The 14,896-nt window shown below is 45.6% G+C and carries 13 protein-coding genes; 6 read left to right on the top strand and 7 right to left on the bottom strand.

The window, feature by feature from the left end:
- Positions 1–493: 493 nt before the first annotated feature.
- Both J07HQW2_RS15120 and J07HQW2_RS15125 read left to right on the top strand, forming a co-directional pair.
- Positions 494–1,006, top strand: a complete 513-nt coding sequence (locus J07HQW2_RS15120) for a hypothetical protein (protein ID WP_021056502.1) — start codon at positions 494–496, stop codon at positions 1,004–1,006.
- 6 nt (positions 1,007–1,012) lie between these two features.
- The gene (locus tag J07HQW2_RS15125; RefSeq protein WP_021056503.1) at positions 1,013–2,917 is read left to right on the top strand and encodes a DUF5658 family protein; all 1,905 of its coding nucleotides are present in this window, start codon (positions 1,013–1,015) and stop codon (positions 2,915–2,917) included.
- Positions 2,918–3,169: 252 nt separating this feature from the next.
- Here J07HQW2_RS15125 and J07HQW2_RS15130 read toward each other — a convergent pair whose 3' ends face one another.
- Together J07HQW2_RS15130 and J07HQW2_RS15135 are read right to left on the bottom strand one after the other, a co-directional pair.
- Positions 3,170–3,379 carry a YgaP-like transmembrane domain gene (locus J07HQW2_RS15130; protein ID WP_021056505.1) on the bottom strand — a complete coding sequence of 70 codons (210 nt, stop codon included), beginning with the start codon at positions 3,377–3,379 and terminating at the stop codon, positions 3,170–3,172.
- A 169-nt stretch (positions 3,380–3,548) separates the two neighbouring features.
- Entirely contained in the window at positions 3,549–4,895 is a 1,347-nt protein-coding gene (locus tag J07HQW2_RS15135) for an NRAMP family divalent metal transporter (RefSeq protein WP_021056506.1), read from the bottom strand.
- Positions 4,896–5,444: 549 nt separating this feature from the next.
- Here J07HQW2_RS15135 and J07HQW2_RS15140 point away from each other — a divergent pair.
- The gene (locus J07HQW2_RS15140; protein ID WP_021056507.1) at positions 5,445–7,259 is read left to right on the top strand and encodes an SLC13 family permease; all 1,815 of its coding nucleotides are present in this window, start codon (positions 5,445–5,447) and stop codon (positions 7,257–7,259) included.
- A gap of 354 nt (positions 7,260–7,613) precedes the next feature.
- Positions 7,614–8,267, top strand: a complete 654-nt coding sequence (locus J07HQW2_RS15145; RefSeq protein ID WP_021056508.1) for a potassium channel family protein — start codon at positions 7,614–7,616, stop codon at positions 8,265–8,267.
- Between the two features lie 74 nt (positions 8,268–8,341).
- Here J07HQW2_RS15145 and J07HQW2_RS15150 read toward each other — a convergent pair whose 3' ends face one another.
- Positions 8,342–8,788 (bottom strand): universal stress protein, encoded by a 447-nt coding sequence (locus tag J07HQW2_RS15150; protein ID WP_021056509.1) that lies wholly within the window; start codon positions 8,786–8,788, stop codon positions 8,342–8,344.
- A gap of 129 nt (positions 8,789–8,917) precedes the next feature.
- Here J07HQW2_RS15150 and J07HQW2_RS15155 point away from each other — a divergent pair, with 129 nt between their 5' ends.
- Positions 8,918–10,267, top strand: a complete 1,350-nt coding sequence (locus J07HQW2_RS15155) for a nickel pincer cofactor-dependent isomerase, group 22 (RefSeq protein ID WP_021056510.1) — start codon at positions 8,918–8,920, stop codon at positions 10,265–10,267.
- 73 nt (positions 10,268–10,340) lie between these two features.
- Here the strand turns inward: J07HQW2_RS15155 and J07HQW2_RS15160 are convergent, their stop codons facing one another.
- Positions 10,341–11,222 carry a universal stress protein gene (locus J07HQW2_RS15160; protein WP_021056511.1) on the bottom strand — a complete coding sequence of 294 codons (882 nt, stop codon included), beginning with the start codon at positions 11,220–11,222 and terminating at the stop codon, positions 10,341–10,343.
- A 165-nt stretch (positions 11,223–11,387) separates the two neighbouring features.
- Positions 11,388–12,779: a hemolysin family protein gene (locus tag J07HQW2_RS15165; RefSeq protein WP_021056512.1), complete on the bottom strand. Its 1,392-nt coding sequence runs from the start codon at positions 12,777–12,779 to the stop codon at positions 11,388–11,390.
- A 145-nt stretch (positions 12,780–12,924) separates the two neighbouring features.
- Between J07HQW2_RS15165 and J07HQW2_RS15170 the strand changes: the two genes are divergently transcribed.
- Positions 12,925–13,410, top strand: a complete 486-nt coding sequence (locus tag J07HQW2_RS15170; protein WP_021056513.1) for a helix-turn-helix transcriptional regulator — start codon at positions 12,925–12,927, stop codon at positions 13,408–13,410.
- A 205-nt stretch (positions 13,411–13,615) separates the two neighbouring features.
- Here J07HQW2_RS15170 and J07HQW2_RS15175 read toward each other — a convergent pair whose 3' ends face one another.
- Both J07HQW2_RS15175 and J07HQW2_RS15180 read right to left on the bottom strand, forming a co-directional pair.
- Positions 13,616–14,005 (bottom strand): hypothetical protein, encoded by a 390-nt coding sequence (locus J07HQW2_RS15175; RefSeq protein WP_021056514.1) that lies wholly within the window; start codon positions 14,003–14,005, stop codon positions 13,616–13,618.
- Positions 14,006–14,352: 347 nt separating this feature from the next.
- The gene (locus J07HQW2_RS15180) at positions 14,353–14,805 is read right to left on the bottom strand and encodes a peroxiredoxin (RefSeq protein ID WP_021056515.1); all 453 of its coding nucleotides are present in this window, start codon (positions 14,803–14,805) and stop codon (positions 14,353–14,355) included.
- Positions 14,806–14,896: the final 91 nt, after the last annotated feature.

Below are 14,896 nucleotides of genomic sequence, written 5' to 3' on the forward strand. Positions count from 1 at the left end.
GTCAAGAGTTTTATGATACATACAGCTATCTGTACTGAAATCTCCAGTCTATCTGACAGTCACTGAAACTTCCTTACGAACAGAGTTATGAGTTCTACAGTCTCTGGTTATGAAGTTATCTTTGAGTGGTGTACGTTGATTGCCCTAATTTCGTTAATGAAATCTTTCGGTTACGTATAAGTAACAAATTGTTTATATTTATATAAAATACAACTTGAAATAATAGTAGTGCTATCAAACTCATTTACATTCCAAATGTATACATGATGAAGTCTATCAGCATGGGCTTATTCTGGAGCCAGAATGAGTTTGATGTCGATCCCGAGTCATCACCTGCTGTAATTATAGAGATAATCATTCTTTTGCGTACAGCTAAGAATATACAAACAGATATACGATCTATAAATAGCATAGCAATATCAATAGCCATCGTATTATTTTCATCTACATTCTCAATTAATTCTAACAGTATAGTGTATAGAGTGTGCGCCGAATGACACGGCGGCAACTCCCATTTGTGACCGCTACGGTCCCAACTATGGAAGCCGGCGTCACTGCAGCACGGCGCCTGACGAGTGCCTCACTTGATAGGCAGGTTGATGTTCAATCAGAGCAAGCACTTACTGTAGCGAATGTCGAAGTTACCGGTTCAGATACACCATTCAATCAAATTGGAAATAATAACATAAGTTTTCAAATCGCTATTGAATCGAACGTTGATGATGCGTTTAAACCAATTCCATCGACACAAAACTCAATTGCGGGTCCATTTGCTGTCCAATTTAGATTTAATATTCCAACTCATATTCAACTGACAACAATACAATTCAGGGATGGAGATGGCGACAATATTGTACAGTCAGGGATTGAAACATACATTGGTAAGCTGCCAGCTAAAACCACAGAAGACGTTATTATCGAGTTCAACATTACAGATACAGCACAGCCCGGTTCAAAAAATATCTCAGTATATATTGATCCACTGAGCGTCGATGAGCAAGGATGACACGCCATGACAAATAAAAACAATGACTCAGAGAAGGAGAACAAACATGACCGTGCCAGCTCAAATAGTAGTGACACACGAGGGGATATTCCTCAGGAGGCGACTGCATCATCGCCTCAATCCGTTACGCAGTTGCTTTCCAGTGCACGCACGTATGATCATACAGTCACCGCAATATTAACTGCGGGTGTAATCGTTGTTTTTCATCTGCTCGATAAACAATCACTTGCAACTCGAGCTCAGGCGTTTATGAATCCGCCTGATACTGAGACAGATTTCAATTCGGGTCAGTCGAATACAAACGATGATTCAGTTAACTCAGGCACGAATACAACTAAAGTTGGGTCTCCACCCGGTACCACTCGCTCAGGTGACAGACGAGCTCAGGCGGCGACAAACACACCCACAAGTGATGGGGGAAATGTCGTGTCAACTCAATACGTCGGTGCTGTGCAATCAGACAGTGCTTTGGACCCTCATCAAGATAATCAAACTGTACACCCAGACAAGTCACATCGCTCAGATACATATGACCGAGGAGTAAACGACAGTAGGAGTGACCCTGCGTATACAGAGGTGGACACCGGGCGAGGACGGAACTCCCGAAACGAGGACCATTCTGGACAACATCCACAGACGCAAGCAAATGAGCCAAGGGATATCGATGAAAGGAGGACCAAACGACGCAGTTCACAGGATGAAGCACATTCGAACCGTCTCGATTCAGAGTCAAGATTAACCCGCAACAACGGTTTGGGCGCATCACAATCAGGACACAGCAGTGAATCGCAGCCACAGTCGCAATCACAGTCTGAGCTACAAGATCATTCGTCCCCGGATTTAGAGGATTCTCACCGTTCGCATAGACAGTCGAACAGTATAAATAGCAGACATAGGACGGTAGCAACAAGAACGAATAGCCGACGTGAAGCCACGTCGGGTGAACACGGTGAAGAATCTATCAATCGGTCAAAAGACGGTATCAGTGACACTGAGACCGACAGAGAGTCTCCTCAATTCGATACTCATGGCGGTCAGAGTGATTCATACGATGACGCTAAGAAATCAATCGCGAATCCTCATTGGCAAGTGTCAATTGGACTATTCACCATCGTATGGGCTTTTGCCTCAGGATTATATGGAGCGGGAGATACAGTAACGACATTTTATGCCCTCGCAGCAGGTTCTGCCGTTGAAACGAATCCGATTATCAGGACTGCATTGAACATTCATCCTGGTGTTGTCGTCATTGTGAAAGTTGCAATACTTGCGGGATTATATCTACTCTCTCAATCGGTGGCTGAAAGAGGAGAAATAAGCTATCACAGTCACGTCTCTGTTGGCATACCGGTTTTACTCGGGGGCGTTGGGACGTACGCTTCGTTTGTTAATATGCAAAACCTACCGGCTGAATTGTTCATATATGTCATCCTCTCAATCATATTTATTGGGTTTGCCGGCGGTGCCATTGTGGCTCTAGTCGAGGGAATTCCACTTACTGCAAGCGAGCTGAGCAAGTATGAATTTGGACAAGCACTCCGAGACAGCGGGATGCAAGGCAAAGACCACTCGACTCAGAATAAATCTACAGTTGATGCTGCAGCTGAGAAGGATACCCATCGAGAATCAAGACACACTGGATCGTCGAGTGTCGGGGCTCGATCCACCTCCGGAACTCGGGCTGCCGGTCCCGATCATCCTCGCAATAATGAGTACGAACAGTCAAATGACTCAGTTGCAAGAACAAGAGCAAGAACCGATCAACAATCATCTCATTCCCGACAACCACGAGAGGATACTCAGTTATCGAGAGATGATAATCTAGACGACTTAACAAAAAACTCATCCAGCAAACACAAACGTCAGAGTAGAGAAAATGGTACGTACACCGGATCAAGAAGGGAGAGATGATAATTTTAAGAGTGAATTGATAACCTATCTTAACAATTACTTCGTGAGCGAACTATCATTGGCTGTATCCACTGAACTCAATCATAGCATAGAGAACAAAATTAGACATCTTCAGACTCCGGATATGACTGTGGTCCGGAGTCTGTGATGCTTCAATATTAGTTGATACATACAATCAAATCACTCCTGAAATGTGGTCATGACATTGTATGATTCAGTAAGCCAGAGTGGATATTGCTGTTACCGTTACTATTACTCGTCAGTCGTGTCAATTCCGAGCATTTCGTTCAATCCACAAAAGCAGGTCACTGTATTGAACCCAAGTCCAAATGCTCCGGCGATAGCTAGTATTCCGGATTTATATTTTCCTTTCTGCAATGTATTTATCGCAACAAGAGTCAGTAATACGGTAAATACTCCACGCATGAGACGGTCACGACCTCCAACGTTTTCTACAGGCATATATCAATTATAATGCGCATCTGGTTTATATTTTATCTCACAATAATAGAGAGTGAATCTATCAACTAAACTCATGTACCACAGCACGCGGTTCGGTATATACTGACTACCATTATGAGCCGTAACCGAATAGTGAATGTGTGTTATAACTGATGATAACAGTGGGCAGCTACTCCGAGATAGCTGTAGTGCTGGTGTCACCGAGTTGTGTTCGGAGATGAGACCCAATCAACAGGATTGTCGCAAGTAGAATAACGGCTGCAAAAAGCAATACGCTACCTGAGAGAAGCGTAAGACCGCTATTGATTTGACTAATCACGAAATTTCCGGCAAGTATACTTGCAACAGTGAATACAGCAATCCCACCAATATTAATAGCGACTCTCGGCGGGTCACCGGTTGTTTCTGGATCATTCAATAAAACTAGCACAAGCGCAAGCGCAAACGGTGTTCCAACTGTCCCAACTGCCAACACGAGCACTAGCTGTCCTAAGAACGCGCCAGGAATGAACACGCCAGCGCCACTAAGAAGTGCTGTCCCAGCCAGCAATGCTCGATATCGTGTATCATCGACGCTTGTTTTCCAATTGAGTTTATCAGCGATGACATATACAGGCACAAGCGTATTGCCTCCAAGTGTTGATACAGCCGCTCCAAGAAGCCCAATTAGGAAGACTTGTTGAGCGACCGATCCAGCAATCGGTTCAAGAGCCTGTGCTGCGCCAATTGCCTGCAATCCCTGGGTATCAACATTGCCGAATAGTGCCCCAGCAGCGACAAGAAAAGTAGCGATACTGAATACTCCGAATGCAACGAGCATTGAGACGCTGATATCAAAGCGAGCAATATCAGCATCATTTTGTGTCCACCCACGAGCTTTCACTGTATATGTCTGCATTGTGATGATCGTAACATGAACGGCGCCTCCGACAATGCCGGCAGCGGCAATCGCACCACCAATCGGAACTGTCGGTAAGAGTCCCTTGACAGCAGCTCCTGAGTCAATCGGAACGACAAACAGTGACGTAATAAATGCAAGAACAACTCCCGTGACGACTACCTTCGCCCCAATTTCAGCAATTCGATATCCGCCACCAGCAAGTCCAATCGTGAGAAACACAGCCCATATGATACCCCAGGATTCAGCACCAAATGGTGTCAACAATCCTGAAACACTGGCAACAGTTTTCATAATAACTAGTTGTGCAAAGCCGGCAACAAGAACGACGTCTGCAACTAATAGCCATGCCCATTTTTTTCCAAGCCGACGCTCAACAGTTTTGATCAGTCCTTCATTTGTCTTCAACGCTAGCTTTGTTGCAAGATACTGCGCTAGCGCACCAAAGACAGCCGAAGCAATCACCACCCATAGTAGTGTATACCCAAAGTTTGCACCACCACTCAGTAAACTCGCCATAGAAGCCGGTCCAGCCGCAATTGCTCCTGCCAACCATGTCGGTCCTAACTGTGAAATCTTCTCCCGAAGTGAATGCTGCTCCGCTATTGATTGACTCATACATATCATCCTCATCAATGTACTCATTAAAGATCTATTAATCAGTACTACCACTGTAGAAACTGCATCTGGGTAGAATCCTATCTCAAAACACGGCGTTTGTTGGGTCATCCAAACAACTACTGAAAAACACGACAATGAAAACTAGACATGGCGAAATCATCTTGAGACAATATGTCATCATAATAAGCAAATATCTATGAATTTGTTATCACAAAACAAGAGAGTAAGGATTTTGATTAAATCTTCTTTCGTCTGAGGCTTACAGAATTCTAAGGAGTATCATAACTCCACTCATTTCACTCACTTACTGAGAAACAAAATTAAGCCTGTAATAATTGCTATATATGAGCTATTCTACCCAGTGTTGACCACCAACCAGTACGTCTGATTTGATTATTATTATCAAGCACTGAGGGCACAAAAAGTATATATCGCTTGTAATTCGATGGTGAATATATATATACTATTATGCAGATTTTGTTCCAAATAAGAGAGTTGTATCAGCGATATAAGAACTGATATCGATATTGATATTAATATTCAAAAATGCCTGAAGTGACCGTCGGGACGCTTGTTGTTTTCATTATTATCTTTATTGCTCTCATCTTATTCGTCACCGAACCTGTTTCAGTCGATGTCACAGCGCTTGGCATTGTGGTGACGCTCATAATGTTAGGACCATGGACAGGTATTTCGCCGCGTGATGGCGTATCTGGGTTTGCAAATCCAGCGACAATCACGATTCTTGCGATGATGATATTAAGTGAAGGTGTCCGCCGTACAGGCATTATTCAGCGACTAGAAGAGATAGTCACATCATATACCGGCGATAACGTTCATAAACAACTTGGTGCAACAATCGGTATTGTTGGTCCCCTTTCAGGGATTATTAACAACACAGCAGCTGTTGCAATTCTGCTACCGATGGTGAGCGATCTTGCGCATGAAAACGGTACTTCTCCGTCAAAGCTGTTACTGCCGCTTTCGTATGCTTCGATGGCTGGCGGGATGCTGACGCTCATCGGAACATCGACGAACCTGCTAGCCAGCACCATAGCGAGTCAACTCTCAACAGACTACCCATCCCTGCATGCGTTCTCGATGTTTGAATTCACACAGCTTGGGTTGATTGTGTTTCTTGTCGGAGCGGTGTATCTTTTGACTATCGGGTACTGGCTTGCACCGTCACATGTGACACCACGAAGTAAGTTCGAAACAACTGATAAAGAAGAATTCCTCACTGAGGTCGTCATCGGCGGTGAATCACCATTAATCGATATGACAATTCAAGAAGCACTTCAACAGGTTGAGTTTGAAGGAAATGTTACCCAGCTTGTTCGTAAAAATAAATATTATCGTGAACCTCGACTGTCAATGACGATACAGAGCGGTGATACATTTACTATCCGCCTCACTGAAGATGCGTTGCGTACGCTGCATGATGTCAAAGGAATTGAGTTTGTTCCGGAGGTGACACCCCCAGGTGGTCTCGACGCACTTGCTCCTGGGCAGACGCTCGTTGAAATCGTCATTACTGCCGGTTCTGATCTCGTTAGTGAAACAATCGAAACGTCAAGATTTCAAGAGCAATATCAAGCAGGTGTCCTTGCAATTCGTCGTGGGGGGAAGATCGCTTATGAACGTTTGAGTGAGCATCGAATCCGACCGGGAGACATGCTTCTGATTGAATCTGATTCTGATACCATCGATCGTCTTGCAGATGATCCAAACGTGGTCGTGGCTGGTGAAGTTGAACTTCAACAGTTTCGTTCATCAAAGCTCCCACTTGCAGTTGGTATTATACTCTCGGTTATTACACTGGCAGCAGTTGGTATCATCCCAATCATGGTTTCGGCACTCGGCGGTGTCGTCATGATGTTTGTTACTAATGTTATCAAATCATCAGAAGCATATGATGCTGTACAGTGGGACGTGATTTTCCTCTTAGCGGGCGTTATCCCACTCGGCAAAGCGCTATCTGAGACAGGTGGGGCAGATCTGCTCGGGACCCTTGTTGTTTCAACGGCTGAGTTTCTGCCGACAATCGCTGTTCTTGGAGTGATATATCTGTCGACTGCTGTAGTGACAAATCTCATCAGTAATCAGGCTAGCGTCGTGTTGTTCATCCCTGTTGCTGCCGACGTCGCTGCCCAACTGAATGCGAACGTATTCGCGTTCATCCTCGCGGTCACGTTCGCCGCTAGTACAGCTTTCATGTCACCAGTTGGATATCAGACGAATCTCTTCGTCTACGGTCCAGGTGGATACGAATTTAGTGACTACGCTCGTGTCGGTGGACCGCTTCAAGTAATCTTAGCTATCGTAACGACCCTTGGAATCGCGACGTTCTGGGGGCTATGAGTTACACCCTTCGCATCCTCGGGGCTTCCTGTCATTCGGTGAGGATAGATCCAGCACTTGCCTCTCTCAGGACATGCCTTGTCAGGTTCGCGCAGTTAGCACATAGATTTAATTGCCGACAGATTTAGATTATAGACGAATAGCATACACAAAGGAAATACTTCCGTCGCTAATCGTCGATAAAAAAGAGGTATTACATTTCAATTATCATAATATCAATTCATGATCATAATCGTGACGAGTGGCTTCGAATCTTAGCATAGACCAACCGTACTGCTGATAAACTACCTAAGGAATTAATCGAAGTTTGCGGGGACTGGTTACATATATAACCGAATTGGATAAAACAAATCAATGTCAAATATAAAGCGTATAATCATCGCTGGCGGCGGTCGTATCGGACTCCGAACTGCAAAGGAACTCGCCGACCGTGGATATGAAATTGTATTAATCGAGAAGGAGGAGGCTCGCTCAGAAGAGGTAGCAGATGAATACGTTGCGATGGTGTTACAGGGAGATGCAACAGCGCCGTCAATTCTCGAACAAGCAGATCTTGAGCGGGCTGACGCCATTGCTGCACTGACCGACGAACCTGGAAGCAATCTTGCAATCTGTATGACAGCAAAGCAGATCGCCCCGAATATTCGGACACTCGCTCGAACCGGGACAGGGACTGAGGATGAGTACGACGAGATTGCTGACGCAACGATTCTACCGCAAAAGCTCAGTGCGGGCACTGCCGCTGACATCCTTTCAGGTGACGAGGTGCGAACAATTATTGGGACCCATCATGACCTCGAAATATTAGAAATTAAAGTGGCTGAAGATGCCCCAGTTGCCAGTAGTGCGCTCGAAGAAATTAGCCTTCCAAAAGGGAGTCTCATTATCTCGGATCAAAACCGAACACGAATCGCACGCGCAGATACAACATTAGAGCCTGGTGAGTACTATATTGTCGGCGTTGAACCGGATGTGCTCGATGAGGTACTGAAATTATTCCGTGGGTGATTAAGAACGCTGTTATATCCTCTCACAAGCTAATCTACAGGGATATTATCTATATGATACCTGAACCATCCCACTCAAGAAGATCTATCAGCTGATCCAATTGACATTGGAACTGTCAAGACGGGCGCATCTGAAACCCGGACGACATTCTCAGTGACGCTACCAAGGAAATACCGATCCAAACCTGTGCGACCATGTGTCCCCATGACGATAGAATCAATTTCATTTTCATCAACATAATCAAGAATGACCTGATGGGGTGTTCCTTGTGCCACTGAACCCTCGATTGTGCGTACACCGGCTGCCTCTGCTTGCTGGAGTACCTCATCGATTGCGTTCTTTCCAGTCTCTTCGAGGGCATCAAGTATTCCGGGAACCGAGGCATCAGTCGGGCCACCCCCTTCAATGACATATATTGTGTGAAGCGCGGCGTCATAGACCATCGCAAGATCAATCGCATGCTCAACGGCGCCTCGCGTTCCCTCAGTTCCATCCGTTGGAATCAGTATTTTGTCATACATATCAATCTCTTATTTACCGAGGGAGAAAGTTATACTGCCGATTGGTAATATTATAACTAGAATGGCGTTCATAGAGAAGCCCTCGATCAGTAGCAGTATTTAATATATCTCCATCCACGTCATATCCACATGAGTCCAAACCAAGCAAGCGAAGTAGCTGACCAACTCTCGGTCCCAGAGGAAATGATTCAAAAAGCATGTGATGATCCAGCGTTACCTGAACTCGGTATTATTGAACAAATATGGAGTACCAACTCAATTCCATCAGCGGAGACGGCAGAAGCCGCCGCAAAAGCTGTGGACTCACTTCCGCTTGAAACTGTTCCTGCCGGTGGTGAAATCGCCCTTGGTGTTGGGAGCCGAGGAATTGCGAATCTTGCTTCATTGGTTAGCGGTGTTGTGACACATCTACAGGATAGCGGGTATAACCCATTCATCTTTCCAGCAATGGGGAGCCATGGCGGTGCAACCGGTGATGGTCAACAGAAAAAACTCGCCGAACTCAACATTACCGAAGCGACCATTGGCTGTGAAATCCGTTCCAGTATGAACGTTGTCGAAGTCGGTCAGACGGCTGATCGTGAAATTCCGGTCGTTGCCGACGCAAACGCTGCCAGTGCGGACGCCATCATACCAATTAATCGAGTCAAACCTCATACTGATTTTGATGGCACAGTCGAAAGTGGGCTCTCAAAAATGCTTGTGATTGGGATGGGCAAGCAGCGTGGAGCTCAAATCGCACATCAATGGGCTGTTGATTGGTCACTCAGGAATATGATTCCTGAAATCACTGAACAGTTGCTCGCGAAACTTCCTGTTGTCGGTGGTATTGCTATCGTCGAAGACCAACACGATGAGACAACATTAGTTGAGGGGGTCCCCCCATCTGGTTTTCTTGATCGGGAAGCAGAATTGCTTGAAGTTGCATACGATGTGATGCCGAAGATTCCATTCAATGAAATTGATATAGTCGTTCTCGATAGACAGGGAAAGGAGATTAGTGGTCAAGGACTTGATACGAATGTCATTGGGCGGCGACCATTCGCGATCAACGAACCTGAGCCCAACCAGCCGAATATCAAGCGAATATACGTTCGCGGACTGACCGAAACAACACATGGGAACGCCATGGGGATGGGATCTGCCGATATTGTTCATAAAGATGTCCCAGCAGATCTTGAGACAACGCCGACGTTGATTAACGCCCTCACTGCGAGTACGATCCGTGGCGTGAAGCTTCCGCCAGTTGTTGAAACAGACCGTGCCGGGCTCATTGCTGCGCTCTCAACGATTGGTGTTGTTGATCTTGATACCGTCCGTATGCTCCGGGCTACCGATACGATGCATCTTCATCGATTCTATGCATCACCAGCACTGATCACTGAAGCGCGGGACCGCGCTGATCTCCGGGTGATCGAGGAGCCATCACCAATTGCATTCGACAATGGTCAGTTCACTGCTCCATCTCTCGAAGATTGATGATGAACGCTTCATTAGTAGTATGATATATTCATTAATTGCAGAATTAAATCCGATACGCCCAATTGGGAATTCAATCTTCGGATTCGTTTGAATTTGCGATGGTCATCACAGGAACTGGTGCCGAGCGAACGACCTTCTCGGCGACGCTACCAAGCAGAATACGATCTGTCCCACGTTTCCCGGTTGTACCCATTCCGACGGCATTTATATTATTTGACTCAATATACGCAAGAATTTCATTTACTGGTGCCCCATGTTTGATATGGCGCTTTGTATCCGTGACACCGTTCATTTCGGCTTCTGAAATAATAGTTTCGACGGCATCAGTAGCAGTCTGTTCGCTTTCCGTTCTGGATATTTTTGACCGAATATCCGAACTGAGTCCACCATCATCAACGACAGCTAGAACGTGTACGGTCGCATCAACTGAGGCGGCGACTGAGCAAACATGTTTGGCTGCATGTGTCGCAGCAACACTCCCATCTGTCGGTATAAGAATATCTTCATATGGGAAGTCAATAGTCTCATTAGGCTGCATTCGAGCTGTGAGAACTGGAACTGAAGAAAGCCGGACGACCTTTTCACAAACACTTCCAATAAGATGTCGTGAGATTCCCTCTCGGGCATGGGTTGGCATCATGATGAGATTCTGATCATATCGTTTGGCATACTCAGCGATTGTTACAGCCGGATTGCCTTGGACGACATCAGTATTATATGTGACACCAAGTGTGTCCAGTGTCTTTGCCGCTTTTTCTACGACGGTTTGCCCTTTCTGCTCAAGCATATCAATCGTATCACCCTCAACAACGGCGACACTATCACGAGTCGTATCGGCTACATAGAGCAATTGAATGGTTGCGTTGGTCCAGTGCGCGATTTCACTGGCGTGATGAAGTATCTCAGCCGCGCCTTCACTACCGTCGTATGGGAGGAGGATATGCTCGTACATGACCTGATGGTATCGACTTCGTTTATCAACTTATAATTATTTTTCCTAAATTTCAAATATAATATCTATCCAGAGACATTGATCCTCGATATTAATTGACACCCATTTTGCTGGGCTTCGAAATAGTATTCTTGGAGGACTTATCTTCTCATCAAGCCGATTACTTCAGTTGGAGCTATCTTCATCATCGCCAAGCGGCGACTCCTCTTCGGTTCTCTCAGTGGTGTCAGGATGGACAGCTATCCGGACTCTTCGGATACGGGTATCCTCCAGTTGTTCAGTCCGCAATGTCACATTCTCGTAATTGAACTCCTCATCCTGTTCAACAAGGCGTCCTGCGAGATTAAAGATGAAGCCTGCAATCGTTTCGAATTCTTCGCCCTCTGGGAGGTCAATATCAAGCACTTCGTTGATCTCATGAATGTTAACCTCTCCCTGGACGAGTACTTCATTATCATTAACGAACTCAATTGGATGATCCTCATCACCCATCAAGATCTCACCAACGATTTCCTCGGTGACGTCTTCCATCGTAATGAGTCCCTCTGTGGTCCCGAACTCATCAATGATAATAACCATGTGTATCCGCTCATTTCGCATCTCCGAGAGCAACTCATCGACATTTTTCGATTCTGGAACGTGTAGCGTCGGATTAAGTACATCCTCTACCACAAGATCAGAAAAGGCACTGTCGGCATCATTGAGATCGCGGAAATCAAAAACACCGATCACGTTATCGAGTGATTCCTCGTAGACCGGTAGGCGAGCGTGACCTGACTGAATACATTTCTCAATGGCTTGCTCGACGGTCAGTTGTTTGGAGATTGCCGCCATGTCGAGACGAGGAGTCATTACCTCTTTGGCAGTAGCGTCAGTGAACCGCAAGGTGCGGTTGAGTATCTGGCGTTCTTCCTCATCAAGAATACCCTCACGCTCACCCATCTTGATCATATTCCGGATATCTTCACGGCTGACGTACGATGACTCGATTGCCGAGCCGCCGGGGGTGACCTTGTTGACGGCTCTCGTCAGATGATAGAATACAGTAATAAGCGGCCACAGTAGTTTTTCGACAATCTTCAGCAGTGGGGCGACGGTCCGTGCCCATGTGTCGGTGTTATCGACGGCGTATGATTTGGGTGCGCTCTCACCAAACAGTAGGACCAATGATGTAATTCCTAGTGATGAAACAATAACGGCTGTGCCGGCATCAAAATAAAACCCGACGATAGTTGTCGAAATAGAGGACATTGTAATATTAACAAGATTGTTCCCGACAAGAATCGTCACGAGTAGGCGATGGGGGTCGTTTTTCAGAGACTTGATTGCTCGTGCCCCACGCTTCCCCTGTTCAACCATCGCATCAATCTGGTAAGGCGAGAGCGAAAACATGGCAATCTCCGACGATGAAAAAAACCCTGACCCCATGATGAGCAGCAAAATCATACTCACACCGAGTGCAGTGAATTCTAACTGTCCCAGCTCAATACCGATGACTGGAACAGTATACAGTATCACATCAATCTCTGCGACTGCCGTGAGGATGGAGATTACCATCTATATTAGCCATTATTGGGGGACAGAACTAATTCTTGTGTACTGAATCCTAATTATACCAATATATGGTATAGTCTAATTTTTGTTTTTAAAGATATAGTATCTGATATAAATCATTTTGACACTACATATATTGTCATACTATATGATAGATATAGAAGGGATTAATAGAACGGCAAATGACTACAGCGCTGAGTCAGGCGAATTAGGACAAGATCAAAGACAGCAAATCATGAACGTGACAGATGATCTTAAACACACGGTTGACTCAGTATCCACGGTCTGGTCTAGACTCGGACTATCGGATCGGGAAGCAGAAGTCGCTGCCTACAGAGAGCTTGGATTCACAAACAAATCGATTGCATATATGCTCGATATATCGACAAATACAGTTAATGAATATACACGTCGTGCGAAGCAGAAATATAACACTGCACGAGCATTGCTCGCACGTGAAGAGGATTCACAGGCGTTATCGAAAAACTGGGTCTGCCCCAAACCAAGTTGCGGACATGAGACAAAACGTGCATATACTAACTCAAAATACAACCCAGATACCAACGTCAGTACATGGCGATGCCAGGAATGTCACACTGAGTATCAACGAAAAATCCAATCACCTGATGCGTAATCGCTTTGAATGATTGTCATGAGACCATATCAGTACAGTGATTGATGTATCTGGTGAACTACCCTCCCTACTCGTTCCCTGCATTCACTCCTTGAGGAAGGGGACTTAGCCTGTAAAAATTAAATTCGCATTTCATGCAGAATATCTGCATTGAGGTATTCAAAGCTGTTACTCAGAAAAAGTCACTTGAGAATAGAAAGATCGTTTAGATCTTGTCGAGTGCATCATCAAGTGAGAACTGCTCAGTAGTTGTGTCACCTTCGGTGCGACTAGGAGACCCATCAGGTTCAAACTGTGTTATCAATTCGACCCGCTCATCATCGATTTCCTGAGTGCCATCAATAACTATGCAATCGCATTTCGGTCTATCATCAGGTCCACGAGGAAACTCGAATGGAGCTTCAATATTGATAATTTCGCTATTTTTCGCCTCAATGATTACAGCCACAATCTCTTGATAACTCCATCCATCGGGAGTCCGCCATGGAGTCCCGTCAGCTCGAGTGCGCTCAATGTGTGGCATATCGTCAGATGAAACAACCGCATCATAATCAATCCTAATTGTTGCCCGCTCAGTGTCGTCTTGTTTTGTCATGTCTTGAGATATGTCATAGTGAAATATAGCACATTCGGACTGTTCTCAGGTCAATTATACTCGTAAATTCAAATCATCTCATCACCGGTGTGGGTCTCTCTTCTATCAAACATAAACTATGAACACTGACTCTGCGGAGGAAATCCAATTCCAGATTTATTATTGTTTTGTCTGGATAAAAATACCATTCTTAGCTCGTCGGGTAGCTCCGAGGTTGTGGATTGGATGGAAAGCGCGTCATCGAATCAGGAAGCCCCACTCTCAGCTTAAGAACCGACCGGTGCAAGCCGTGAGCGAGTAAGTGGGGTAGTTCACTCAGTTCACGCGCAGTAATCTCTTTCACCGAGCTATCCGCCGCGACCATACTCATTCCGCATATCGGTCAACACTTCACGTGCATGCCCTGATGGATCCGCTACCGTCGGGTCATATACTGAGATGATCTCATTATCTGCGAGTGTGAACGTTCGCCGATCGACGTATCCTTCTGATGTGTCAAGGCCAAACCTGGAAGCAATTGCACCATCAGGATCTGCCAAGAGATTAAAAATGATGTTTTCCTCCTCAGCGAATTCCGCATGGCTGCTGACGGTATCCATCGAGACCCCATACACATCGATTCCGATCTCTCGGAATTCCGGTAATACACTCTGAAAATCGTTCGCTTCAATTGTGCATCCGCCGGTGAAATCCTTCGGATAGAAGTACACAACGGTCGGTGTATTGAACTCAACAGTTACCGATTCATCATGTTGGTTTGTTGCCGTGATTGTCGGTGCTGGGTCTCCAGATGTAAGCATACCCAGTCGTCAGTCTGAATTAATTTAGAGATTGTGATTACTTCCGAGCCTACCTTCCTGCTACCTTTGCCGATAACAATCTAGTTGGGTC

Source organism: Haloquadratum walsbyi J07HQW2, from assembly GCF_000415985.1.
Classification (GTDB): domain Archaea; phylum Halobacteriota; class Halobacteria; order Halobacteriales; family Haloferacaceae; genus Haloquadratum; species Haloquadratum walsbyi_B.